The organism is Celeribacter sp. SCSIO 80788 (assembly GCF_051054295.1).
GTDB lineage: Bacteria > Pseudomonadota > Alphaproteobacteria > Rhodobacterales > Rhodobacteraceae > Celeribacter.
This window is the reverse complement of record NZ_CP150482.1, coordinates 847,895-873,302: the sequence shown is the minus strand read 5'-3', so window position 1 is coordinate 873,302 and position 25,408 is coordinate 847,895. Positions and strand designations below refer to the sequence as shown.

The following is a 25,408-nucleotide window of genomic DNA, read 5'->3' as shown; positions in this document are numbered from 1 at the left end:
GGACTCCCGCGTCTAATGGACATTTATTAATAAATAGTTAACGAAAATACATTTGCTGTGGGGTAAATATGCTGTCTGTTTTTGCGCTTCTGGCCGGGTCTGCCGTGGCCTATGCCGCGACCGGTCTTTTCGACACCGAGGAAGATCAAACCGAAACGGACCCCGCCGCCGCGGATGAGCTGTCCGGAGATGATCTTTCCGACACCGAAACCACGACGGTCTGGAATTTCGGCTCCGCTTCGGATGATACGCTCTACGGCGGCGACGTCATCAATGAGATGCGCGGTGGCGCGGGCGACGATCTTTTGCGTGGCGGACGTGGCGATGACACGCTCTTCGGCGGACTGGGCGACGATGTTCTGAACGGCCAGCAGGACGACGACCGGCTGGTGGGCGGTGCGGGCGAGGACACGCTTTACGCCGGCTGGGGCGACGATACGCTTTCCGGCGGCTCCGGTGACGATCTGGTCTATGGCGATTACGGAAACGATACGCTCGAAGGCGACGGCGGCAACGATTATCTCGACGGCAATTACGGTGACGATGTCCTTTCGGGTGGCAGCGGACACGATGTGCTCTATGGCGGCACCGGCAATGACGTGTTGTCGGGCGGCGGCGGGGCCGACAAGCTCTATGGCGGCGACGGCACGGATGTGATCGACGCGGGCTGGGGCAACGACCGGGTCGACGGCGGCGACGGTGACGATGCGATCGACGGCAACGAGGGCGACGACAGGCTCTATGGCGGTGCGGGCGATGACGTGATGTTTGGCGGGCTGGGCGAAGACTTTCTCTCCGGTCAGACCGGCGACGATACGCTCCACGGTGGCGCAGACGATGATGAGCTGCACGGCAATGCCGGGAATGACACGCTTTATGGCGACGATGGCGACGACACCATTTGGGCGGGCACAGGCGACGATGTGGCCGATGGCGGCGCAGGCGATGACCGGATCGTCGGCAGCTATGGGTCGGACACGCTCTCCGGCGGCGACGGCAATGACACGCTGATCGGCGGGCGGGCCGGAGGCAATCTGGCCGACGACGCGATGGACATTCTGGATGGCGGTGCGGGCGACGATGTCCTTGCCATGCAACAACAGGCGATTGCCACCGGCGGCGACGGGGCCGACACCTTCACCACCGGCACCTATTTCAGTGAAGCCGACGACCTGAGCGCCTGGGACACCACGGTGACGGATTTCGAACCGGGGCTCGACACGCTGAACGTGTCGCTGAGCGGTTGGGACGAGAGCTGGACCTATTCCGTCAGCCTGCATTCGGATGCGGGCGGGCCTTATTACTTGCTCGATCTCGACATGGATGGCGAGGTGATTTCGCCGGTGACGATCTATCTCGCCGAGGGAGAAGACCTTGTGAGCGAGGAGGAGATGCTGAGCATGATCACCCTCACCGGCAACGGCTTGCCGATCGTGCTTGCGGGCGATGACGGTGACAATCTTCTCACCACGCTCGATGAAGACGACACCATCACCGGCGGTGCGGGCGACGACACGATCTTTGGCGGCGCGGGCGATGACATCCTCGATGGCGAGGGCGGCTCCGACACGATCTATGGCGGCGCGGGCGATGACACGATTGTCTCGGGCGACACCAGCCTCTCCACCGCCGACAAAGATGTCCTCTACGGCGGCGATGGAAATGACACGATCACCGGCCTGTTCTACGACACGATCGAAGGCGGCGCGGGCGACGACACCATCGTGGGGGGCGCCTATTCCACCATCGACGGCGGCGACGGCGCGGACACGATCAGCGCAAGCTCCGACAGCTATGTGGTCCATGGCGATGCGGGCGACGATACCATCACCCTCTTCGAAGACGGGTATTACGACCAAGTCCGGATTTACGGCGACGCGGGCGACGATGTGATCGACACAAGCCTTGTCGAGGGCGGCGTCTTCGTGTCCGGCGGCGACGGCGATGACACGCTGATCGTCACCAGCAACGACACGGTTTACGGCGACCTGAAGGACGGCGGATCGGGCGATGACACGATTATCGTCACGCAGCAAAGCACGCTCGTGACCGGAGGCGAGATCGTCACCGGCGGTGGCGCGGACAGCGTGACGCTTGTGGCCGAGGCGGGGATGGACCCCGATCAGGACGGCGCCATCACGATCTCGGATTTCACGCCGGGCGAGGATATGATTGCGCTCGATCTTTCCGAAACGCCGGGTGCCTCGGTGCAGATCGACTTCGATGCGGCGGTGAACCGCTTTGAGATCACCCTGACGGAGGGCGGCAGTTCGCGGCTTTTGGCCACGATCTTTGCCGCCGAGGGGATCACCTTTGTCGAAAGCGATCTGAGCCTGAGCGATCTCAGCATCACCGTTTAAGGCGGCGCTCAGGCCGCGGGATGCGCCGCCTGAGCGATCAGCGCAAAATGTAATCGTGCGGTTCGGCCGCTGGCGGCAGATCTTTCTCCCCCATCGCCGCCAGCATCGCGCGTTCGATGACGACGGAATAGGCTATCAGCGGCAGATCGTTCGGCATCTGGCCAAACGGCTGTTCCAACTCATCGGCCAAGGCATCGAGCCCGAAGAACGTATAGGCCACCAGCATCACAGCCAGAGGCGTGAACCAGCCTATGCTATCGGCCAGCCCAAAGGGCAGCATCAGGCAAAAGATATAGGCCGTCCGGTGCAGCAAAAGCGTATAGGCGAAGGGCAAAGGCGTGTTGGCCAGCCGTTCGCAGGCCACGAAGGCATGCGACAAACGGGTCAGGCTTTCGTTCAGAAGATGCGCCTCGACCGGCGCCAGACGCCCCGCGTGCAAGTGCTGGCTGACCTGTTTGGCGAGCCCTGTCAGGATCGCATCGGGCGCGCTGATCTGCCCCTGCGGTGTGACCGGGGCTGAGTAGGGAAGCTCTTCCTGATGGAGCTGCGCGACGCAGGCCTTGGCATAGGCGATGAGCGGCTCCAAAAGCGCACGGCGCGCGGGGCTGGCCACGGGCGCATCCCCGTCCAAAATGGCGCTTTGGCGGGCGATATCGCGCGAAGATTGGATGATCAGCCCCCATTGCTGGCGCGCTTCCCACCAACGCTCATAGCTGGCGCTGTTGCGAAAGCTCAGAAAGATCGAGATTGAAATCCCGATGAGGGCAAAGGCCGCCGGGTTGACCCCCGGTACGAAGAGCGGTTCCAGCCGGTGCGCCGTCACGATGATGCCGGAGAGAATCCCAACCCCAAGAAGCTGGGGCCAGATTCTATGAACCACAGCCCCCTTCAGAATAAAGAACAGCACAAAGGCATTGGGGCGCTCACGGACGATCATCTTTTGCTCTCGATCCAGGGTTCAGAGAGCGCACCGATAGCCGAAGCCCGCGCGGATTCGCCAGTCGAATTTCGGCCCCCTCAGCGGGCTTTGAACAACCCGCCGAGGATGCCACGCACGATGCGTTTGCCGGTGGTGCCGGTGAGTTCCTTCATCACCATCTTGGTCATTTCCTCGCCAAAGGATTTGTCCGTGGATTTGCGCGAGGAGGTGCTGCGTGTGGTGGTCTTGGTCGCAGAGGATGGACTGGAGCCGCGCTCATAGCTCTTGCCATCGTAGCGCCGCGCCTTTGAGAACTCGCGCTCAAGCGCGTCGCGGCCTTTGACCGCCTCTTTCGCCGCCGCTTCTTTCTCTTCTGCCGCTTCGGCCTCTTTCGCCGCCGCCTCGGCGCGGGCTTTCAGCATCTCAAAGGCGCTTTCGCGGTCCACCACCGCCTCGTATTTCCCGGCAATCGGCGAGGTTTTTACGATCTCCTCGCGCTCCGCCGCCGTGATCGGGCCAAGCTGCGACGAGGGCGGGCGGATGAGTGTGCGCTCGGCCATGCCCGGCACACCTTTAGCCTCCAGAAACGAGGTCACAGCCTCGCCGGTGCCGACCTCTTTGATCGCCGTTTCGATGTCGAAACGCGGGTTCATGCGGTAGGTTTCGGCGGCGAGTTTCAGCGCCTTCTGATCGCGCGCCGTGAAGGCCCGGAGCGCATGTTGCACGCGGTTGCCGAGCTGGCCGAGGATGTCCTCGGGCACGTCGTCGGGGTTTTGCGTCACGAAATAGATGCCCACGCCTTTCGAGCGGATCAGACGCGCCACCTGTTCGACCTTGTCGACCAGCGCCTTGGGTGCGTCGTCAAACAAAAGATGCGCCTCGTCGAAGAAGAACACGAGCTTGGGCTTGTCCGGGTTACCGACCTCGGGCAGCTCCTCGAACAGCTCGGACAGGAGCCACAGCAGGAAGGTGGCGTAGAGTTTGGGCGAGGCCATGAGTTTGTCGGAGGCGAGGATCGAGATGCGCCCGCGCCCGTCGACATCGGTGCGCATCATGTCGGAAAGCTCCAGCGCCGGTTCGCCGAACAGCTTGTCGCCGCCTTGGTTTTCCAACACCAGAAGCGCGCGCTGAATGGCACCCACCGAGGCCGTCGAGACATTGCCGTAGCGCAGCGACAGGCTGTCGGAATTCTCGCCGACCCAGACCAGAAGCGATTGCAGATCCTTGAGATCCAGAAGCGGCAGGCCCTGTTCGTCGGAGACCCGGAACGCGATGTTCAAAACGCCTTCCTGCGCCTCGGTGAGCTGCAAAAGCTGGCTCAAAAGCAGTGGCCCCATCTCGGAGACTGTGGTGCGGATCGGGTGGCCCTGTTCGCCGTAGAGGTCCCAGAAGGTGACCGGGAAAGTGTCATAGCCGAAATCGGTAAAGCCGATGGTCTCGGCGCGCGATGCGAAGGCCTCGTGCAGCTTGCCCAGAGGATCGCCGGATTTCGCGAGGCCGGAGAGATCGCCTTTGACATCCGAAAGAAACACCGGCACGCCCGCTTTCGAAAAGCTCTCCGCGAGGATTTGCAGCGTGACGGTTTTGCCGGTGCCGGTGGCGCCCGCGATCAGCCCGTGGCGGTTGCCGTATTTCAACAACAGGTTTTGTGCCGCGCCATAGCCCTCACCACCGCCGCCCACGAAAATCCGGTCCATGCCCGTCTCACTCATCCGCTTACCTCTGTGTTTCCGGCGTCTGCCCGCCAAAGCCATGCGATTCCCGGAAATCACCAAGGAATTCAGCTCCGTATGTTCTCACAATACAATCTTAACCAATTTCTGCCAGAGTAAGTGTTATCCGGACCACTCCTCTTCGGTTCGGAATGACTTCCTCCCTGTCAGACTGGCCGCACCTCCTTCGGTGCGGCCTTTTTTCGATCGCGCGTCGCAGGGTCTGGCCGCCGATATCCGGTCGCTGCGATCCCCGAGAAAAACGGCACGCAAGCCTCACATTTTGTGGAATTTTACCGTAATATCTCGCATGCAATTTTTCGTTGACGCCATCACAATCCTGTCATACCGTCCCAGCCAATAAGTCGGCCAAGTCCGATGGGGAGAAGTTAAACCATGGTCATCGCGCTTCATGCGTGGGTGATAAATGGATCGGTAAAGGCCTCGGGAAACCGGGGCTTTTGCTTTTTCGACACATCGGCCACGGCAGGGGAAATCACGACATAAGCGGTGTCTGGTCTGAGCGCCCAACAGCCCGCCCCGGCCTCACGAAAATATTCCGCCCGCCCCCCCTGACAGCCAGCCATGCGCATGATAGAGCAGGAGCAACCGAAGATAACCAGCAATGGACAGATGATGATTTCCGTCTCTCGTACACTTTCCGTTTTCGCAACCGTCACCGCCTGTGCGCTCACCCTCGCACAGCCTCTGGCCGCTCAGGACAACACCTTGTCTGCGGGCACGCCCGTGAACGCCGATGGCACCGCCGTGCCCGCCGACAATGTCGGTCGCCCCTACACGCTGGAGACCAATGGCGACTGGGAAATCCGCTGCCTCAAGGCGCCCGAGGGTCAACCCGACCCCTGCTCGCTCTATCAGCTCCTGAAAGACGATGAGGGCACCGAAGTCGCAGAGGTCGCGATCTTCCATGTCGGCCAGGAAAATGTCGAGGCCGCCGCGACCTTCACCACACCGCTCGAGACCATGCTGACCGCGCAGCTGGCATTTTTCGTCGATGGGGAAAACGGTCGCAAATACCCGTTCCAGTTCTGCAACAAGGTCGGCTGCTTCGTCCGCGCCGGCCTCACTGCAGAGGATATCGAAATGATGAAAAAGGGCAACGAGGGCATGGTCGCGATCATGCCGCTGGGCCGTGGCGACAACCCGGTCAAACTCAAACTGTCCCTGTCCGGTTTCACCGCGGGCTACACCAAGGTGACCGAGCTGAACGAAGCCGCCAAGACTGGCGAAGGCCCCACCGCCCCGGATGCGGCCCCTGCGGAATAATCCCGCTGACAGACATGACAAACGCCGCGCGGAGCAATCCGGGCGGCGTTTTTCTTTGTCCTATGTGCCGCGCGCCTTACGGCGCCTTGCGCAGGGCCAGAACCGCGTTCAGCCCGCCAAAGGCAAACGCATTCGAGATCACCACATCGACCTTCGCGTCCCGCGCCTCGTTGGGCACCACATCGAGGGCGCATTCCGGGTCGGGTTCCTCGTAATTGATCGTCGGCGCGATGATGCCGTCGCGCAAGGCCATGATACAGGCCAGAAGCTCGACCGCGCCGGTGCCGCCGATCAGGTGGCCGTGCATGGATTTCGTCGAGGAGATCATGATGTTGTCGGCATGCGCCCCCAAGGCGTCGGCCACCGCCGCGCATTCGGTCTTGTCATTTGCCGCCGTGCCGGTGCCGTGGGCGTTGATGTAACCGATGTCGGAAGCGTTGATGCGCGCGTCCGCCATCGCGCCGGAGATCGCGCGTGCCGCCCCCTGTTTCGAGGGCATGACGATGTCGGAGGCGTCCGAGGTCATGGCAAAACCGATGACTTCCGCGAGGATTTCGGCCCCGCGCGCCTTGGCGTGCTCGTATTCCTCGAAGACAAAAACCGCAGCACCCTCGCCCTGCACCATACCGTTGCGCGTGAGCGAGAACGGACGGCAGGCATCTTTCGACATGACCCGCAGCCCTTCCCAGGCTTTCACGCCGCCAAAGCACAGCATCGACTCGGAGCCGCCCGTCACCATGGCCGTCGCCACCCCGTGGCGCACCATGTTGAACGCCTGCCCCATGGCGTGGTTCGACGAGGCACAGGCGGTCGCCACCGTGAAACACGGGCCCTTGAGATTGTATTCCATCGACACGTGGCTGGTGGCCGCGTTGTTCATCAGCTTGGGCACGACAAAGGGGTGAACCCGGTTCTTCCCCTCCTCGTAGACCATGCGGTAATTGTCGTCCTGCGTCGTCAGACCGCCGCCCGACGTGCCCAAGACCACGCCGGAGCGCAAAGCGAGATCGCCGACGAACTCAAGGCCCGACTGGGAAATCGCCTGTTGCGCGGCAACGAGCGTAAACTGGGTGAACCGGTCATAGAGCGCCATCTGTTGGCGGTTGAACCGGCCTTCGGCGTCCCAGTCGTGGATCTGCCCGCCGATCTTGATCGACAGACGGTCCACATCGCGGAATTCCAGTTCGGAAATGCCGTTCTTGCCCTCGGCCATGGCCTTGAGCGTTGCAGGCACATCGAGGCCAAGCGCGTTGACCGTGCCCGCGCCGGTGATAACGACGCGCCTCATGCTTTCTGATCGGCGATCAGGGCTTCGACTGCGCTCACGATGGCTGCGACCGAAGAAATGTCGAACTCCGACTGCTCCGGTTCGTTGGCATTGAACGGCACGGAAATGTCGAAGGTTTCCTCGATTGCGAAAATGCTCTCGACCAGCCCAAGGCTGTCGATCCCGAGGTCTTCGAGAGACTGATCGAGCGAGACATCCGCCGGGTCCAGAACCGCCTGTTCCGCGATGATCTCGATGATCTTCTCTTTCACATCCTGCGACATATGCGCCCCTCCGATCCGAAACTTGAGCCTGATTTAAAATGAAATGACGCCGGTTGAAACAGCTTTTTGCCCTGAGACCCCATCAAATGATGCAGCGGCCCCGCGCTCAGCCCTTCTCGCGCAGCTTCGACAGCACCCGTGGCAGACGCCGGAGTGCCTTGTACATCTCGACATGGGTCTGCATCGCCACCGCCGGGTAGCCCATCATCGCCTTACCCTTCGGCACGTTCGACAAAACGCCCGTCCCCGCACCGATGATCGCGCCCTGCCCGATGGTGAGGTTGTCGGCGGCCCCGGCCTGCCCACCCATCACGCAATAATCGCCGATCACGGTCGAGCCGGCGATGCCGACCTGACCGCACAAGAGGCAATGATTGCCGACCACGACGTTATGGCCAATATGGACCTGATTGTCGAGTTTCGTGCCGTTGCCGATGCGGGTCGCGCGGATCGTGCCCTGATCAATCGTGACATTGGCGCCCAGTTCCACATCGTCGCCGATCACCACCGAGCCGATGGAGGCGATCCGCATCCAGGCCTGCCCTGCCGCCTCGACGGTTTCGCCGAGGCTTTCGCGGGCCTCTTCGACGGCGGATTTCTCCTGCGTCACGAAGGAAAACCCATCCGCGCCGATCACGCCGCCGGGCTGGGCGATCAAACGGTCGCCAATGGTGGCATGCGCCCCGATTTTAACGCCGGGATGGATCAGCGCATCGTCGCCAATCGTCACCCCCGCGCCGATGGACACATGCTGGGCGATCCGGGCGTTGCGGCCAATTTTGGCGCCTTTGCCGATCACCACGAGCGGGCCGATGGCCGCCCCCTCACCGATCTCTGCCGTGTCATGAATGACCGCCGTCGGATGAATCCCCGGCTCAAGCCCGAGCCCATGATCGAAAGCCGCCGTGACCCCCGCCATGGCGAGCCGCGCGCGTTTGACCAGAATGGCGGCCTTGAGCCCCAGCTCCTGCCAATCCGCGCCCTCCCAAAGCACGGCGGCCTGCGCCTTGCCCTTGGCGATATTCCCGGCAAAGCGCGGGTCCATCGCCAGCGCCAGATCGCCCGCCCCCGCATCCTGCGGTTCACGCGCGGCGTCAACGATCAGGCTCCCGTCACCCTCGAAGGGGGCATTCAGGGACGCGGCAAGATCGGCAATCGAAATGGACATGGTCAGCTCTCCGTCAGTCTCGCCGAAGACATAAGCGCTCAGATCGGCTTTGAAAAGCAAAGGGGGCCGCAAAGCCCCCCTTCTGTTTCAATCTGTTACGGTCGCGTGAGCGCCTTCGGAGTTTAGCCGCCGACGGAACGGAGCTGTACGCCCTTGGCCTGAAGGGCGGCCCAGATTTTGGCGTCGCGCCCGTAGATGTCGCGACGGTACTCAACGCCGCCCTTCGGCAGGGTGATCGCCGTGCGGTAAATCAGGTGCACCGGCACATGTTCCTTCAGCTCGATGACGCTCTCCTGCCCGGTTTTCAGATGCGCCTGAAACTCGCCGACCGGATCGCTGCTCTGCTTGGCCAAAAGCGCATATGCGAAATCGAAGGGCTGTTGCAGGCGGATACAGCCATGGGAGAAGGCCCGCACTTCGCGACCGAAGAGGCTCTTCGAGGGCGTGTCATGCAGGTAGATGTTGTATTTGTTCGGGAACATGAACTTGACGAGGCCAAGCGCGTTGCCATCCGAGGGCGGTTGTTTCAGCGCGAAGGGAAAGGTCTTCGTGGTATATTGCGAGAAGTCCACATTGGCGCGGTTCACCGTCCGGCCCCGGCTGTCGACAAGGCGCAGATGGCCCGCGGCGTTCGGATTGCGCTGCATCATCGGCAGGTATTCTTTCACGGCGATGGAGCGCGGCACGTTCCACGTCGGGTTGATCACCATATGCTCCATCTCATCGGAGAATTCGGGGCTGCGGCGGTCGCTCTGGTTCTGGCCGACAACCGAACGCGTCTCAAAGGTCACGCGCCCGTCGTCGACGATCTTGGCGGAGAAATCCGTCAGGTTGACCCAGATGTGGCGTTTGCCCAGAGGCATGTTGATCCAGCGCTCGCGCTCCAGCGCCACGAGGATTGCGGCGAGACGCTCTTCGGGGCTGACGTTGATCTCGGCCAGAGTGCCCTGCCCGACAACCCCATCCGGGGTCAGCCCGTGCTGCATCTGAAAGATCTGGACGGCCTTAGTCATCGCCCCGTCATAGGAGGTCGCCGCCGAGCGCGGCAGATAGCCCATCGCCATCAGGCGGTTGCGCAGCGCGATCACGCCATTGCCGGTCTCGCCCGGTTCGTATTTCGAGCCCGGAACCGTCGACCCCCAGCCGCCCGCCCCCAAAACGCGCTCCATAGTCGCCTTCTCCTTCAGGAGACGGGCATATTCCGGCGAACTCGGTTCGAGTTTGCGCAGGTAGGCCTGCGGATTGGATTTGACGAAATTCGTGAGCGTCTGAACACCGTCGCGGTAAGGCACCTGACGCACCAGCCCCGGATCGATACGCGACGGGATCAACTGACCGGTCTGGATGTCGCGGGCGTAATCGAGAAAGAGCTGCGCCATGGCGACTTCGGCGCGGCCCAGATCGCGGTCGGACTTGATCGCGCGCAGATTGGCTTCGAGCAGCGTGGTGTCATAGGGGGCGAGGCCCTTTTCCGGCGCCGCCTGCACCGCACGCAAAAGCGCCTGACGACGCGCCTTGGCGCGGGCGCTGTTGTCGGTGAAGATCGGTTTGTAACCGGTGGCGCGATAGAATTCGGACAGGTCCTTCGAGGAGGACGCCGCCTCAGCGATGGATTGCATCAGCGCGCTGACCTGTTGTGCCGGAATCTGTTCGGCCTGTGCGGGCATCGGCGCCAGCGGCAGCGCGGCCATGGAGATACTCGCCCCCACAAACACGGCGCTCAGGGTCTGACGGGTGACGGCCGGAAGCCGGAACAACGGGGCAAACAGCATGGCGATCCTCGAACGAAATTCTGTAGTCATTCCGGCGAGCCTACAGGAGATCGAGACATTTCGTCAGGGGGAAGAATGCACCGGGGGACACATGTGCCAAAAGCACAACACATCTTGAATAAGGGAAGAAATCGCCATCTTTCCCCTTAAATCGCGCACAGACCGCCCCTCGCGCCCCTCCCTCTCAGAGAGCATTTTCAGGGCGGAGACCGAGCCAACGCACATCCTGCGTTTGCTCTGCGCCTAAATAATGAGACATTTTTCACCCTTTCGCGGGGCACATGCGCGTGTTTTTACGGCAACAGACAAGCGGATAGCTGCTATTTGCGCAAAAAACTGCCGATCGCCCTCATTCCCGGCAAATCCGGGCAAACCGATGCTTGGCCGAAGAATCGCAATGTGCCATAAAGCTGCCAGAACGGTGAACAGATCGTTACTTTACGGTGTTTCCGACGGATTTATGGGCAAAATGCCTTTGATGATCCGACAAAAGGGCCTGAAAAACATGCTGGATTTGACATCCGTCATGGCGCTAAGGAAAACATGGTAAAGAATGTCGTAAACAAACGACAAAAAGTGTCGAAACAATCGGCACGCAACAGCAAGGCCGCATGAGGCGGGAACAGGTAAGCGACGGGACGCTTTTGAGAATGACCAAAACCACATCGGGTGTGATTTCACGCCGCGGGCTTCTTCGCGGATTTGCAGCAACAGCCATCAGCGCAGCTCCGGTCTATGCCAATGCCGCTGGCTTCCTGCGTGGCTCCGGCGACATCCGCCGCATCAACATGTACTCGGGCCGCACCGGTGAGAGCATCGACACGATTTACTGGGTCGAAGGCGAATACATCCCCGAAGCGCTCAAGGAAATCACCTATTTCATGCGCGACTGGCGCAACTCCAAGCTCAAGGCGATCGACGCGCGTACCGTGGACATCATGACCGCCGCGCACCGCCTGATGGAAACCGACGAGCCCTATATGCTCCTGTCCGGTTACCGCTCCCCCGAAACCAACGCCATGCTGCGCGCCCGCTCCGGTGGCGTCGCCAAGAACTCGCTGCACATGAAGGGTCAGGCCGCCGATCTTCGCCTGAAATCGCGCTCCATCACCCAGATGGCCTCCGCCGCGAAATCCTGCTCCGCCGGTGGCGTGGGCACTTACCGTGGCTCCAACTTCGTGCACATGGATTGCGGCGTGGTCCGCACCTGGAACGGCTAAGACACCACAGGACACAGGGCTGATCCCGAACAGCCGAACCTGTCGAGCCGCCCGATCCGGGCGGCTTTTTCATTGGCCGGATCTGTCCTGCACTGTGTTCCGCAACGCAAAACGGCGCCAGAACGGCGCCGTTGTCTCAGTTCTGATGGCGTGCCCTATTCCGCAGGCGCCACCGGTTTCAACCGTCCCGGTTCGTTGGTCTCGAGATAGGCTTCCTGCTCCGGCGTCAACTCGATACAATCGTAGCCGGTCACCATCGGTTTGACATGTTCGCGGAAGCCATGGCCCGTGGTCAGCAGGTAAACGTGCACAATCACGAAGGCGAAGATCACATAGGCCGCCAGCAGGTGAATGTTGCGCACGATCTGAAGCACGAAGGTGCTGTCCGAGCCGCTGTCCCAGAAATTATAGGTCAGGTAGATGATCCCAGAGACCCAGATCGCCGGGAAGACGGCCCATTTCAGCCCGAAATAGGTCGCGGCCTGAAGCGGGTTGTGTTTGCGCAGCATCTGTTTTTGGTAAGGTGGTTCCTCGCCCTTAAAGATGCCGTAGGCATAGTAGCGCGCGGTGGCGAGCATGCCTTCGACCTTCGGCAGAAACTGCCGCCAGGTGCCGGTGGTGAACAGCCAGAAGGTGGCGAAGATCCAGACCACCAGCAATGTCAGAGCCGAGAGCGTGTGCAGCATCACCGCAGGCCCGAAGGGAATAGCCTGATGCACGCCGCTGACGCGCAGCCCGGTGAACATAAGAACCGCGATAAGCAGCGCCTGCGTCCAGTGCCAGAGCCGCTCGAACCGGGGATAAACCTTGACGAAACGTTTGGACATCAGTGGGTTCCTCCTTTACCGTGCGACAGGAGCCGCAACAGACCATGGCCGAGGACGCCAAGCGCCGAGAGCAGCACCAGAAGCTGACCCAGCCGCCCGACGATGGAATTCGGGTTGGTGCCGGGCATCACAACGCCCGCGAGGCCCACGAGACGCCCGTCTTCCGCATGGCATTCGACGCAATCCATGGCCTCGGCGGCGGGCGCGACCATATGGGTGATCGGCCAATACATATAGGTGTCGATGAACCCGTAATCGCCGGAATAGGGCGAGCCTGCGGCTTTCATCCCCGCCTCGATCGCCTTACCCCAATCGTAATTGGTCCAAAAGGCGGTGTCCGTGGTCGGCCCCCAGACGTGGCTATAGGCCAGCTTGTTGTACCCCGCGTCATAGGACTGCCGCCCGATCATGCGTTTGAACGGCCAGATCCGGCTGTCTTCGCCATCGGGTGTGCCCAGGAGTTTGTTGATCTCGACGACCTGCGTCGGGTCGATCTCTTCCTCCGGCATGGTGTATTCCACCGCGCCGTTGAACCAGGCGTAATAGGGGGTGACATTCTCGCCCCACTCGAAATCGCCCTTGATCGACAGGTAGGTATGAAGCTCCTGCCCGTCGCTTTGGGTGAAATTATGCTCGGCAATCGGCTGGCCGGCCTCATTCAGGCGCCCAGCCGTCGACCAGTCCCATTTGGTTTTCGTAGCAACTCCACCGCGGGCGAATTCCGGGATGTGACAGGTCTGACAAGCCACCTTGTCGGTGTGGTCGTTGAGCTTGATGCCTTTGAGATTGATCGGGTGCGGCTCGGTGCCGTGGCAGCTTTCGCAGGAGGCGGAGAAGCGATGTTCGCCCGGCTCACCCGTGCCGATCGTGTCCTTCGCATCCATCAGATAGCGCGACCCGGCCCAGTTGTGGCTCTCTTCCGTATGGCAATCGGAACAGACCATATTGGCGCCGTCCTTCGACATATGCACGTCGGTGTGGATGTCCGGATCGTAAAGCGCGGAACTCAGATCGCCGTGCTTTACGTTGTCGCCGCCGCCGCCGTAGAAATGGCACTGGCCGCAATTCTCGCGCGTCGGCATCCCCACGCTTTGCGCCGATTTCATCAGATCGACCGCCCAGGCATCGGCCCCGGTGATCGTCTGCCCCTTGACCGGCTCGCCCGGAATATCGCCCAGCGGCGGATGCCCGGCCCCGGTCGACAGCTTGGCATATTGCCCGGACTGGTCGTGACAGACGAGACAATCGACCGCGGTCGATTGCTGCGGCGGCGCGCTGTGCATGTCGTCCCAGCCGTAGCCTGCGTGGCACGAGGTACAGCGCGGCTCATTGCCGACGACGTTGCCGCAGAAGGCGTTGATCACCTTGGACTTGCCAAGCGTCTGGCCCGTCACCGGGTTGTCGAATTCCCACTGGAAGTGGATCGAATGCATGACCTGATCGTCCGCCTCGGTGTGGCAGGACAGACAGGCCGCCGTGACTTCTGGGCCGGATTTGAACTCCTGTTGCAGGATCTCGAATTTCGAGTGATCCGCCGTCGAGCCCTCTCCGGGCACGGGCGGGATCACCTCCTGCGCGAAAGCGACACTGGCGCTCAGGCCCAATGTCAGGCCGAACGCGAGGCCGTAAGCGCGGCGGGCGAACGCGGATGTTTTGCGGCTGGCGTGCATGTGCTCCTCCCATTCACGCAAGTCACCTCGCGCGTGGTATAAATTCACCCCAATGAATACGAGTGCATGCTCCGCCTCTTTGATCTATCGCAAATGCATCTTTGAAAATCGCTTGATCGCCGGGTTTTCCGATCAAAACCGTGAAACAATTTGCCCGGCCAGCCCTCTCGCCCCCCTCAGACCAGGGATTTCTTATAGGCCTCCGGGTCCATATCGCGGACATCCGCGCTGATCGCCTCAATCGTCGGACAGACCTGCCGCATCTTCGCGACCATGGCCTGCGACAGTCCAAGTTTCGCCTCCGGCGTTCGCCCCGTCAGCATCGAAATCGTCATATGGATGAAGGACCGCCGCCCGTCACCGAACAGGATCGCCTCGGACGGCAAGAGCCGGACCTTGATATCCGCGCGCTGCATCACGCCACTCCCCGCCGCCGTCTCCAGCGCGGCGAGCAAGACGGCCTCCCGGTCGATGCCCGCCTCTGAGAAATACTCAATCACCACATGCGGCATCAGAAAATCCCGAAATATTCGTGCTGTTCCCATTCGGTGACGATGCTGAGATAGCGTTTCCATTCGGCGCGTTTCAGCGTCGACATGTATTCCGTGAACTCCGCCCCCAGAGCGTCGCGGAACAGGCTGCCCCGCTCGAAGGCCTCGATGGCGGCGATCAGGCTCGGCGGCAGAGCCCGGGCGTCATTGTCATAGGGGTTCTCGACCGGTTCCGGCGCGGTCAGCCCCTGCTCCAACCCCGACACACCCGACAGGATTTGCGACGCGAAATAGAAATACGGGTTGGCGGTCGGCTCGGCCACGCGGTTCTCGATCCGGCTCGCCCCATCCCCCGGCACCATCAGCGCCCGCACCATGGCGCCCCGGTTGTCATAGCCCCATTCGATCCGATCCGGCGCGAGCTGGAAGGGCTGATAGCGTTTGTAGCCATTGACCGTCGGCGTGGTCAGCAGACAGCTTTCCGAAGCGTGCGCCAGAAGGCCAGCGATCCATGCCGAGACCTCCGGCGTCAAAGCGCCCGCCTCCGCCGGGATAAACACGTTCTCGCCCTTGCCGTTCACCAGCGACTGGTGCAGATGCCAGCCGCTCGACGCGCTGTTGGGCAGTTTCGGACGGCACATGAAGGTGGCGTGCAGGCCTTCGCGGGCGCAGACCTCTTTGACCATGGTGCGGAACATGATCATGTTGTCGGCATGGGTCATCGGATCGGCGGGCTCGAAGGTAAATTCGAACTGGCTCGGCCCCATTTCCACCTCGGTCGAGCGCACCGGCAGGCCCAAAGCCTGCGCGTTGCGGCGCAGAAGGTCCATCACCGGTTCGAGCCGGTCGTAATTCGTCTCCGCAAGGTATTGGTAGCCCTGATCGAGAAGCTTGGTCCTGACCGGCTGACCCGGCATCCCGGCCTCGTGGTGGCCAAGACTGTCGCCGTCCCGCTCGAACACATGGAATTCGACCTCAAGCCCGACGACAAGGCTATACCCCAGCCCCGAAAGCTTCTCGACCGCCTTGCGCAACACCGGGCGCGGCGCAAAGGGGATCGGAGTGCCGTCACGCGTGTAGGGATCGCAGAACAGCCACGCCGAATGCGGCGACCACGGCAGGATGCGAAACGTCGCCGGATCGGGCACCAGCAACATATCCCCCGCCCCCGACATGGTCGCCATGACGCCCTCGCTTTTGCCGTCCCAGATCGGGAACACCGTGCGGTTCGACGTGTCCTTGAGCAACAGCGTGCCGGGCAGGTTCAGCCCCGAACGGAACACCGAGGCCAAAGCGCCCACCGTCACCGTCTTGCCGCGCAACAGCCCGTGCTGGTCGGCAAAGACCACGCGCACCGTCTCCACCTTGCCGCCATCGAGCTGGGCCAGCAGATCGGCGGCCTTTTGCACCTGGGCGGCGGACAAAAGCCCCTCGTGCGCGAGGCGGCCAGAGCTGAGTTTTTCGAGATAGGCGGAGGTCATGCGTGTGGTCCCCATTGACTTTGACGGGTTGGCTTTTGCGACGGGCCCCGAAAGGCCCGTCGAAATGGCGTTTTTCAACCGGAGCGGCGCTCAGATGATGGCATCCCAAGAGCAGCCGCCGCGACGGATACCGTCCTCGGTCTTGTAGGCTGCATCGACATCGCCGTCCTCGGCAATCGCGTCGACGGAGATTGGCCCGAAGACGGTCGAAGCGTCCACCTTTTGCATCGGCAGGGCATCTTCACCGCCCTCCTTGAGCGCCGCAATCGCGGCCCGGAGCATGCGGCGATATTTGATGATCGCCACGTCGGATTTGCCCAAATGTTCATCGGTGCGATCCTGAATCGCCCCCATGCTTTCGACCGCCCATTGGTCGTGCACGTTGATATCCAGCCCCATGCCGGTGTAGGTCTCGCGCTCCTGCTCGTCCGGGTTGTAGCCGTAATTGTTGCGCTTGTTCTTCAAGGGCGCGTAATCCGGCAGGCGGTGTTCCTTGAGACGTTGTTCGCGCATCAGCTCCTTGTTCACCGGCTCTTTGAAGCTGGTGAAAATCGAGTACCAGTAGCAGTTCTCATCGTCGATCGGCACGTGCCATTGGGTGATGATCATCTCCCGGCTCATCGGGATGGAGATCGCTTCCGGGAAGATCTGATTGGTGATGCGCACATGCACACGACCGTCGTCGAGATGACGCAGTGCGGTGATCTTGATGCCGAACTCGGTCTCGTCGACGGAGATCGCCGGGCGCGGGTATTCGCGCAGCAGTTTCGTCATCGGGATCTCGGTGTTCGCCGCCTTGTCGCGGAACTGTTTGCCGTAGCTGTCCGCCGGGTCCTCGTCCTGAAGGAAACGGTGCAGGAAAGACGCATGCGCCGGGTCGATGCCCACTTCCATGGCCTGCAACCAGTTGCATTCCCACAGGCCCTTGAAGGCGAAGACATGGCTGTCGGGCGCGCGGAAACAGTCGAAATTCGGGAATTCCGGCGGCTCGCCCGGCCCCATATAGGCCCAGACGATGCCCGCACGTTCCTCGACCACATAAGAACGTGCCTTGATGTTTTCATGCATGCGCGAGCCTTCGGGCTCGGCGGGTTGCTCGACACATTGGCCGTCGCGGTTGAAATGCCAACCGTGGAACGGACAGCGCAGCCCGTTGTCCTCAAGACGCCCGAAACACATGTCGGCACCGCGGTGCGGACAGTGGCGCTGAATGAGGCCGAGCTTGCCCTCGCTGTCGCGGAACAGCACGAGGTCCTCGCCCATCAGCCGTACCGGCACCACCGGGCGTTTCGTGTTGAGTTCTTCGGACAGGGCGGCGGGTTGCCAATAGCGGCGCAACACCTCACCCGCATCGGTTCCCGGACCCACGCGGGTCAGGCTGTCGTTCTGGCTTTGGCTCATCATGGTGGGGATCTCCTTCCTATGAATGGACAGGTCCGGCTCAGGCCGGGACCTCGAAAACGGTGCCCGCAAGCTCGGGCGTGACTTTGATCTGACAGGACAGCCGACTGGTCTCGCGGCGCGGGCTTTCCGCGAAATCGAGCATGTCGGCCTCATAGTCGCCCGGGGCTTCGAACCCCTCGGGCGCATAGACGTGACAGGTGGCGCAGGACAGGCTGCCGCCGCATTCGCCTTCGATGCCGGGGATGCCCGCCATCACGGCGGCTTCCATCACGGTACGACCGGGCTGGACCTCGACCGGCGTCTCGGAGCCGTCGCTTTGGCGAAAGATCAGGGGGACGGATGTCATCTTGGTCTCCTCAGATATGGGCAGATATTGGTGCATTATCGCCCATTTGGTGTATTTTGATTTCAAACATGCGAAGACCGGAAGACCGGTTTTCGCGGGATGTGTTAAAGCCGTCCGGTGAGCAAGAGAGAGATCGCCGGGAAAGCCAGAAGGATGCCGAGGCGGATCACATCGGTGATCACGAAAGGGATCACGCCGACCATGATTTTCGACAGCGACGTGCCGCGCGAGGCGCTTTTGACCATGAAGAGGTTCATGCCCACGGGCGGCGTGATCAGGCCAAGCTCCACCGTCACCACCGCGATCACCCCGAACCAGATCGGGTCGAACCCGTTGGCGAGGATCACCGGGAAGAAAATCGGCACGGTCAGGAGGATCATCGCGAGGCTTTCCATGAAGCAACCGAGGATCACGTAGAACAGCAGGATGGAGAGCAGCACCTGCCAGGGGCCGAAGCCGCTGGTGTTCAGGAAATCAACGAGCGCGTTTGAGAGCTGGGAGGTGGAGAGCACGAAACCAAACACCTCCGCCCCGATCAGGATCAGGAAGATCGAACCGCTGGTGGCGATGATCTCGGTGAACGCGGCGATCAACTCTGTGCGCGGCACCTTGCGCCAGAGCGCGAAGATCAGTGCGAGCGCAGCCCCGACGCCCCCCGCCTCTGTCGGCGTGAAGAAATTGCCGTAAAGCCCGCCCATGACGAGGCCGAAGAGCACAAGGGAGGGCGCAAACAGACGCAGGATCTCGAAATGACCTTTGGGCGCGATCTCCGCGTCGGTGATCTGCGACGCGCCCTCTTCCGGCGGCCAGATCCGCGCCATGATCAGGATCGTGACGAGATAGAGCAGGAAGGCGAGGATACCCGGCAGGATGCCCGCAAGGAACATCGTGCCCACCGATTGCTCCGTGATCAGCGCATAGAGCATGAGCGCGATGGAGGGTGGGATCAGGATGCCCAGAGTGCCGCCGGCGGCAAGCGATCCGGTGGCGAGACGGGTGTCATAGCCGTGGGATTTCATCTCCGGATAGGCGACACGGGTCATGGTGGAGGCGGTCGCGAGCGACGATCCCGAGACGGTGGAGAACACCGCACTGGCCGTCACCCCCGCCGCCGCCAGCCCGCCGGACCAGCCACGGGTCAGCAAAAGCGCGCCCCGGAACAAATCGGCGGCCACGCCCGAGCGCGAGATCAGATTGCCCATCAGCAGGAACAGCGGAATGAGCGTGAAAGAATAGCTCGTCACCGTCTCGAACGTGGCGGTTTTCAGGATGCTGAGCGCGGGCGAGATGCCGATGATGGCGGAAAACCCGGCAAAGCCCACAGCGATCATGGCCAGCCCGATCGGCGCACCCAAAATGACGATGACGAACATCACAGCGATGGAAATATATCCGATGATCAAGGGCGTCATCACGAGAGCTCCGCATGGTGGCCATCGGCGGTGAGCGCTTCTCTGAGCGCGATCACGGCCAAGGCGAGACATTCGAGCGTATAAAGCCCGTAGATCAGGAACATCGGAATGCGCAGGTCCTGGGTTTCCTCGGAGCGGGCGAATGTGGCCTGCGTTTCATGCCAGAACAGCCAGACCAGCACGAGGGCGAAGGCCAGAATACCGACGAACCACAACCGCGCGACCAGCGCCTTGAGCAAGGGCGGGAACCGCCCGACCAACAGGTCGACCGCAATCATGCCGCCGCTCAGCGAAGCTGCGAGCGCCGCAAGCGCAACAATGCCCAACAGGTAAGACACCTGTTCGATCGCACCGGGGATCATGAAATTCACCGCCGTGTCGGTGGCGTCGAAAACGATCCGCGCGAGCACGTTAAAGCCCACGACAAAGACCATATAGAGCAGACAGAGCGCCGCAATGCCGAGACAGGCGGCCTCCATCCATCCGGCGATGCGCCGGATTGCGGAGATAAGCATGTGCGTTCCTGTGACTTGTGTCAGCTTTGGAATTGGACAGGTTTGGTTATGACGGGCCGCAAAGGGATCGAACGGCCCGCCGGGATCATGAGGGAGCTCAGTTCAGCTCGGTCTCACAGTCCGTAACATAACCTTTCACAGCCTCATAGGTCGCCGTCCCCGGCAGGCCTTCACCGTTGAGGAAGGAGATATAGCTGTCGGTCGCAGCCTGCGCCGCGGCGTCCCATTTCACCCGCTCCTCGTCGGAAAGCTCGATCACGGTCGACTCGGTTTTCAGACGCTCCAGCACTTTCGCGCCTTCGCTGTCATAGCCGCCGCCTGCGGTCACCGCCCATTTCATGCCGGAGTTGGCATCGACAGCGGCTTTCGCTTCGGGCGAGAGCGATTCATACTTGGCCTTGTTCATCGTCGAGATGAAGGCGAGCGCATAGAACCCGAACACGGTGTGATATTCGGTCAGCTCGTCAAGACGGAAGCTGTCGACGCTTTCCCACGGCAGCATGTAGCCGTCGATGGCCCCGCGTTGCAGCGACTCGTAGGTGTTGGGGGCAGGCATGCCCACCGGCTCGGCACCGAGATTGGTCAGAAGCTCGCCCACCACCTGCGTCGGACGGCGCAGTTTCAGGCCCTTCATGTCCTCGAGCGTATAGACCGGTTTCTTGGAGGTGTGCAGATGCCCCGGATCGTGAGTGTGCACGAAGATGATATGCGTGTCGGCATATTCCTCATCCAAAGCGCCGGAATCGTAGAGCTTCTGGAAAGCGCAGGAGCCGACCGCACCGGTTTTGAACAGGCCTGGAAGCTCCATGATCTGGCTCAGAGGGAAGCGCCCGGCGGTATAGCCCGGCACGGTCCATGCGATGTCGGCGATGCCTGTAACGGCGTTGTCATACCCTGCCGCCGCCTTGCCCAGCGTCTGCGCCGGGAAGACCTGAACATCGACTGCACCGCCGGAGGCTTCTTCGACCGCCGTGGCCCAGTCTTCGAAGATCGTCTGGTTCTGCCAGCTGGCGGCGGACATGAAATGCGCATAGCGCAGCGTTTCGGTGGCATGGCTGGGGGCTGCGACACCAAGCGCCAGAGCGCCGGTGAGAGCGATTTTTTTCAGCATGGCTATCCATTTCTCCCTGTTGGATTTGCTGTATGTAGACCCTGTGTCCCTTTTGGGTTTCATCAGGTTTGTGCGATAATATACCAAGTGGTCCCAATACGCACAGACCTGTCAAGCCTCAAAGAGCCTGTCGACGGGCCTTGCCGTGGGTCATACAATAAAGGCACAATATTTGGGCCGCTTTTTTTAAGAACCGAAGATCAAGGGCAAGAAACGTGCAGAGCGAAATCCCGACCAAAGACATTTCCCTGACTTTCATGAAGGGAATGACGGTGCTGCGCGCCTTCGATGAGACTCACAGCCGGCTCACGCTGGCGGAAATCTCACGCCTCACAGGGATCGAACGCGCCGTGGTGCGGCGTCTCGTTCTGACGCTGGTCTATCTCGGCTATGTCCGCAAGGAAGAGAATCGCTATTCGCTGACGCCGCATGTGCTTGTGCTGGGCAGCGGCTTTTTACGCGGCAACGAATTCGGTCGGGTGATCCAGCCCCTCATTGAAATGTGCGCCCGCGAGTTGGGCTATAGCGTCGGCCTCGCCATGCGCGACAGTTCGGACGCGGTCTATGTCGCGCAATCTTCGCAACAGAACGCCCGCTACACCTTCGGTTTCACGGTCGGCAGCCGCCTGCCGCTTCTGAGCACCTCGATCGGGCGCATGTTGCTCGCCTGGGGCGATACGGATTGGGCCGAAGACATGATCGAGACGCTGGAGATCGAGCGGTTCACCGCCGAGACGCTGATGGAGCGCGACCAGATCGCCGAGGCGGTGCGCAGGACGCGTGAGCGTGGCGTTTCCATCGTCGAGGGCGAATTCGAGGCGGGTGCGGTAGGGATTTCCGTCCCCGTGGGGCCTCTGGGCCGTTCCGAAACCGCACTCGGTCTGTCGGAACCGCAAACCGCGATCCGGCCCGAGGATTACGACCGGCTTACGGAAATCCTGCACCGCTACGCGGCGCAGATCGCGACCGCTTTGAAATAAGTTCGGCTTGCGACCTCAGCGCCCGTAGACCTCAACCCCGCGACGTTTGAGAAACGGATCGTTGATAAAGGTGCCGAGCGGCACGAGGGAGGCCACGAACGCCCTGCCCTTGTCGCGCCCCTGCCAGCCGATGCCGCGCATCACGATCAGCATGAGCGCGATATAGGCGAGAAAGGCATAGCCGTGGACCGGCCCCATCACCTTGACCCAGCTCGGGTTCTCAAGCCCGTATTTGATCGGCATGGCGACGAAGAACAGCAGGATCGTGGTCACGCCCTCGATCAGGGCGATCACGCGGAACAGAGAGAACAAACGTTTGTTTTGGGGCGCGGGGGTCTGGGTCATGGCGGCACTCCGGTGCGATCTTGTTTTGGGACGTCTGGCGAAGCTGAGTGCAGCGGCTGGACAGCGGTTTGCGTGATCCTAGCAAACCGGGCCGCCGGGATGAACCCGCGCGCATTGCCGCAGGGCTGACCCGTCGATTGGACAAAGCCGCCTGGACTTCCTAGGCTGGGGCCAAAGAACACTGCCCGCAGGATCGCCCATGCCCTCCCCGATCCCCGAAACGCCGCACGCCAAACCGGTCGAGGAACTGACCGCGCGCATGTCCGTGTCCCCGAAACAGGGCCTGAGCGCCGAAGAGGTCGCCCGGCGGCAAACGGTGTACGGCCCGAACCATCTGCGACAGCGAAAACCCCGAAACCTCTTGTCCATCCTTCTGGCGCAATTTCAAAGCGTCGTGGTCTATCTTCTGGCTGCGGCCGCCGCTCTGGCGCTCGCCATGGGCGATCTTCCCGAAGCGCTCGCCATCCTCGTCGTCCTGCTGATCAACGGGCTGATCGGATTTCTCACCGAAGCGCAGGCCACGCGGTCGATGGAGGCACTGCGGCATCTCGCCGAAACCCGCTGCCGGGTGCGTCGCGACGGGCAGGATCAAATGATCGCCGCACAAGACCTCGTGCCCGGCGACATCGTCGTGCTGGAGGCGGGTAATGTCGTCAGCGCCGATCTGCGGTTGATCCGGTGCGCCGGAATGCAGGCCGACGAGTCGATCCTCACCGGCGAAGCCGTGCCGGTCGACAAGGACAGCGCCCCCGTGCCCGCCGACACCGATCTGGCCGAGCGTCGCTCCATGGCGTGGAAAGGCACCGCCATCACCCGCGGCACCGGCGAGGGGCTTGTGATCGGCACCGGCATGGAGACAGAAATCGGCCGGATCAGCCGTCTGGTTCACGAGGCCCAGCCGGAGGCGACCCCGCTTGAGGCGCGGCTCGACCGGTTGGGGCAAAAGCTGGTCTGGTTGATGCTGGCGCTGGCCGGGGTGACCATTCTCGCGGGGCTGCTGCGCGGGCATCCGCTGGGCGAGATCGTCCAGACCGGTGTCGCGCTTGCCATCGCCGCCGTGCCGGAGGGGCTGCCGGTGGTCGCCACGCTCTGTCTGGCGCGCGGCATGTGGCGCATGGCCCGGCGCAACGCGGTGATCAACCGGCTGTCCTCGGTCGAAACGCTGGGCGCGACGACGCTGATCCTGACCGACAAGACCGGCACGCTGACCGAGAACCGGATGACCGTGGTGCGCTATCTGACCGAAGACGGCGCGCATACGATTCCGCCCGGAACTGTCGCGCCCCCGCCTCCCGGTTCGGCTCTGGAACTGGCGATGCGCATCGGGGCGCTATGCAACTCTGCCGACGTGGGACCGGAGCTCGGAGCCCCGCCCACCGGCGACCCGATGGAGGTCGCGCTCCTGAGCATGGCGCAGCGCGCAGGTCTTGCGCAGGGGCCGGACAGCCCCGTCACCGAGCACGCTTTCGACCCGGAGCGCATGATAATGGCTCAAGTCCATGCCGAAGGCGCGAGCTTTCTCTATGCGGTCAAGGGCGCGCCCGAAGCGGTGATCGCAGCCGCCGAACAAGAGCTGACCCCGGAGGGCCCCCGCCCGCTCTCCCCAGAGACCCGCGCCGACTGGCGCAGCCGCGCTCAGGCCATGGCGTCCGAGGGGCTGCGCTGTCTGGCACTGGCGATGAAACACGATCCCCTGCCCGACGCCGCGCCCTACGCAGGTCTGACCCTCGTGGCGCTGGTGGCGCTCGCCGACCCGCTGCGCGCCGACATCCCGGACGCCATCGCCGCCTGCCACCGCGCGGGCATTCGGGTGATCATGCTGACCGGCGATCACGCCGCCACCGCCACGCGCATCGCCTCGGACGCCGGGATCGGCGATGGCACGGTGGAGGCTTTGATCGGCAAAGATCTCGCGGGTTTCGATCCCGAGCATCTGGACGGTCCGGAAGCCGCGTGCGTCGCCCAAAGCGACGTTTTCGCCCGCGTCACCCCGGAGACCAAGCTGGCGCTGGTGCGGTTCTTCCAGAACGCGGGCCATGTCGTCGCGATGACAGGCGACGGGGTGAACGATGCCCCGGCGCTCGGCAAAGCCGACATCGGCATCGCCATGGGCCAGCGCGGCACGGAGGTCGCCCGCGAAGCCGCCGATGTGGTGCTGCGCGACGATTCCTTTGCGACAATCGTCGCAGCGGTGCGCGAAGGCCGGATCATTTTCGACAATATCCGCAAATTCGTCGTCTACCTGATGTCCTGCAACATCAGCGAGGTTCTGGTGGTCGGGCTGGCGGTCGGCGCAGGGCTTCCGGCGCCGCTTCTGCCGCTGCAAATCCTGTTCCTCAATCTCGTCACCGATATTTTCCCCGCCTTCGCCCTCGGCCTCAGCCGCGGTGACGCAAGCGTGCTGGAGCGCGCGCCCCGCGATCCCGCCGAGCCGATCATGCGCCGGGCCGACTGGCGGCGGGTGATGGTACTGGGCGGTGCAATCACGCTTGCCACCATCGCGGCTTTCCTCCTCGCGCTGCGCCATCTGGCCCTGCCGCCGCATCAGGCCGTGACCGTCGCCTTTCTGACGCTCGCTCTGGCGCAGCTCTGGAACGTGTTCAACGCCCGCGCGCCGGGCCGCCGGGCGTCGCGCGACGGTGACATCGGCAATCCCTATGTCTGGGGCGCGATCGCGCTTTGCCTGCTGCTGATCGCCGGGGCCGTGCTGATCCCCGGTCTGGCGACGCTGTTGCAACTGCCCTACCCCGGCCATACGGGCGTTCTTCTCGCACTCGGCATGAGCCTTGCGCCTCTGATCTTTGGCACCGCCTATCTCGTGCGCGCCCACGATTGAG

General features: G+C 62.3%; 21 protein-coding genes. 5 read left to right on the top strand and 16 right to left on the bottom strand.

Features of this window, described 5'->3' with window-relative positions; genetic code table 11:
- The first annotated feature begins 68 nt into the window (after positions 1-68).
- Positions 69-2,360 carry a calcium-binding protein gene (locus V1471_RS04525; RefSeq protein ID WP_434287131.1) on the top strand — a complete coding sequence of 764 codons (2,292 nt, stop codon included), beginning with the start codon at positions 69-71 and terminating at the stop codon, positions 2,358-2,360.
- Between the two features lie 37 nt (positions 2,361-2,397).
- Here V1471_RS04525 and V1471_RS04520 read toward each other — a convergent pair whose 3' ends face one another.
- Both V1471_RS04520 and V1471_RS04515 read right to left on the bottom strand, forming a co-directional pair.
- Entirely contained in the window at positions 2,398-3,297 is a 900-nt protein-coding gene (locus tag V1471_RS04520; RefSeq protein ID WP_434287130.1) for a bestrophin family protein, read from the bottom strand.
- Between the two features lie 80 nt (positions 3,298-3,377).
- On the bottom strand, positions 3,378-4,991 hold the full coding sequence (locus tag V1471_RS04515; RefSeq protein ID WP_434287129.1) for a helicase HerA-like domain-containing protein: 1,614 nt from the start codon (positions 4,989-4,991) through the stop codon (positions 3,378-3,380).
- Positions 4,992-5,624: 633 nt separating this feature from the next.
- Between V1471_RS04515 and V1471_RS04510 the strand changes: the two genes are divergently transcribed.
- Positions 5,625-6,278, top strand: a complete 654-nt coding sequence (locus V1471_RS04510) for an invasion associated locus B family protein (RefSeq protein WP_434287128.1) — start codon at positions 5,625-5,627, stop codon at positions 6,276-6,278.
- Between the two features lie 76 nt (positions 6,279-6,354).
- On the opposite strand, the gene V1471_RS04505 is transcribed toward V1471_RS04510, so the two are convergent.
- From V1471_RS04505 to V1471_RS04490, 4 genes are all read right to left on the bottom strand, one after another.
- A complete protein-coding gene (locus V1471_RS04505) occupies positions 6,355-7,566 on the bottom strand; it encodes a beta-ketoacyl-[acyl-carrier-protein] synthase family protein (protein ID WP_434287127.1) in 1,212 nt (403 codons plus the stop codon).
- The gene (locus V1471_RS04500; protein WP_434287125.1) at positions 7,563-7,829 is read right to left on the bottom strand and encodes an acyl carrier protein; all 267 of its coding nucleotides are present in this window, start codon (positions 7,827-7,829) and stop codon (positions 7,563-7,565) included. The genes V1471_RS04505 and V1471_RS04500 overlap by 4 nt, the downstream gene beginning before the upstream one ends.
- 106 nt (positions 7,830-7,935) lie before the next feature.
- Complete coding sequence (gene lpxD / locus V1471_RS04495) at positions 7,936-8,997, bottom strand: UDP-3-O-(3-hydroxymyristoyl)glucosamine N-acyltransferase (RefSeq protein WP_434287124.1); 1,062 nt, start codon at positions 8,995-8,997, stop codon at positions 7,936-7,938.
- 122 nt (positions 8,998-9,119) lie between these two features.
- Entirely contained in the window at positions 9,120-10,688 is a 1,569-nt protein-coding gene (locus V1471_RS04490) for a L,D-transpeptidase family protein (RefSeq protein WP_434290860.1), read from the bottom strand.
- A 731-nt stretch (positions 10,689-11,419) separates the two neighbouring features.
- Here V1471_RS04490 and V1471_RS04485 point away from each other — a divergent pair.
- Complete coding sequence (locus V1471_RS04485; RefSeq protein WP_434287122.1) at positions 11,420-11,989, top strand: YcbK family protein; 570 nt, start codon at positions 11,420-11,422, stop codon at positions 11,987-11,989.
- A 155-nt stretch (positions 11,990-12,144) separates the two neighbouring features.
- Here V1471_RS04485 and V1471_RS04480 read toward each other — a convergent pair whose 3' ends face one another.
- The 9 genes from V1471_RS04480 to V1471_RS04440 all read right to left on the bottom strand — a co-directional run bounded on the left by V1471_RS04480 (position 12,145) and on the right by V1471_RS04440 (position 21,246).
- Positions 12,145-12,816, bottom strand: a complete 672-nt coding sequence (locus V1471_RS04480; protein WP_434287121.1) for a cytochrome b/b6 domain-containing protein — start codon at positions 12,814-12,816, stop codon at positions 12,145-12,147.
- Positions 12,816-14,486 carry a tetrathionate reductase family octaheme c-type cytochrome gene (locus tag V1471_RS04475; protein ID WP_434287120.1) on the bottom strand — a complete coding sequence of 557 codons (1,671 nt, stop codon included), beginning with the start codon at positions 14,484-14,486 and terminating at the stop codon, positions 12,816-12,818. The genes V1471_RS04480 and V1471_RS04475 overlap by 1 nt, the downstream gene beginning before the upstream one ends.
- A 176-nt stretch (positions 14,487-14,662) precedes the next feature.
- A complete protein-coding gene (locus V1471_RS04470) occupies positions 14,663-14,998 on the bottom strand; it encodes a 5-carboxymethyl-2-hydroxymuconate Delta-isomerase (RefSeq protein ID WP_434287119.1) in 336 nt (111 codons plus the stop codon).
- The gene (locus tag V1471_RS04465; protein WP_434287118.1) at positions 14,998-16,458 is read right to left on the bottom strand and encodes a glutamine synthetase family protein; all 1,461 of its coding nucleotides are present in this window, start codon (positions 16,456-16,458) and stop codon (positions 14,998-15,000) included. Before V1471_RS04465 ends, V1471_RS04470 begins: the two co-directional genes overlap by 1 nt.
- 90 nt (positions 16,459-16,548) lie before the next feature.
- Positions 16,549-17,862, bottom strand: a complete 1,314-nt coding sequence (locus V1471_RS04460; RefSeq protein WP_434287116.1) for a Rieske 2Fe-2S domain-containing protein — start codon at positions 17,860-17,862, stop codon at positions 16,549-16,551.
- A gap of 37 nt (positions 17,863-17,899) precedes the next feature.
- Positions 17,900-18,208, bottom strand: a complete 309-nt coding sequence (locus V1471_RS04455) for a 2Fe-2S iron-sulfur cluster-binding protein (protein WP_066709525.1) — start codon at positions 18,206-18,208, stop codon at positions 17,900-17,902.
- A 104-nt stretch (positions 18,209-18,312) separates the two neighbouring features.
- On the bottom strand, positions 18,313-19,620 hold the full coding sequence (locus V1471_RS04450) for a TRAP transporter large permease (protein WP_434287115.1): 1,308 nt from the start codon (positions 19,618-19,620) through the stop codon (positions 18,313-18,315).
- Entirely contained in the window at positions 19,620-20,135 is a 516-nt protein-coding gene (locus tag V1471_RS04445; RefSeq protein ID WP_434287114.1) for a TRAP transporter small permease, read from the bottom strand. Before V1471_RS04445 ends, V1471_RS04450 begins: the two co-directional genes overlap by 1 nt.
- Before the next feature lie 97 nt (positions 20,136-20,232).
- Positions 20,233-21,246: a TRAP transporter substrate-binding protein gene (locus tag V1471_RS04440; RefSeq protein WP_434287113.1), complete on the bottom strand. Its 1,014-nt coding sequence runs from the start codon at positions 21,244-21,246 to the stop codon at positions 20,233-20,235.
- Positions 21,247-21,461: 215 nt separating this feature from the next.
- Here V1471_RS04440 and V1471_RS04435 point away from each other — a divergent pair, with 215 nt between their 5' ends.
- Positions 21,462-22,226, top strand: a complete 765-nt coding sequence (locus V1471_RS04435) for an IclR family transcriptional regulator (RefSeq protein ID WP_434287112.1) — start codon at positions 21,462-21,464, stop codon at positions 22,224-22,226.
- 15 nt (positions 22,227-22,241) lie between these two features.
- Here V1471_RS04435 and V1471_RS04430 read toward each other — a convergent pair whose 3' ends face one another.
- Positions 22,242-22,571, bottom strand: a complete 330-nt coding sequence (locus tag V1471_RS04430; RefSeq protein WP_434287111.1) for a DUF3817 domain-containing protein — start codon at positions 22,569-22,571, stop codon at positions 22,242-22,244.
- Between the two features lie 199 nt (positions 22,572-22,770).
- Here V1471_RS04430 and V1471_RS04425 point away from each other — a divergent pair, with 199 nt between their 5' ends.
- Positions 22,771-25,407, top strand: a complete 2,637-nt coding sequence (locus V1471_RS04425) for a cation-translocating P-type ATPase (protein WP_434287110.1) — start codon at positions 22,771-22,773, stop codon at positions 25,405-25,407.
- Position 25,408: the final 1 nt, after the last annotated feature.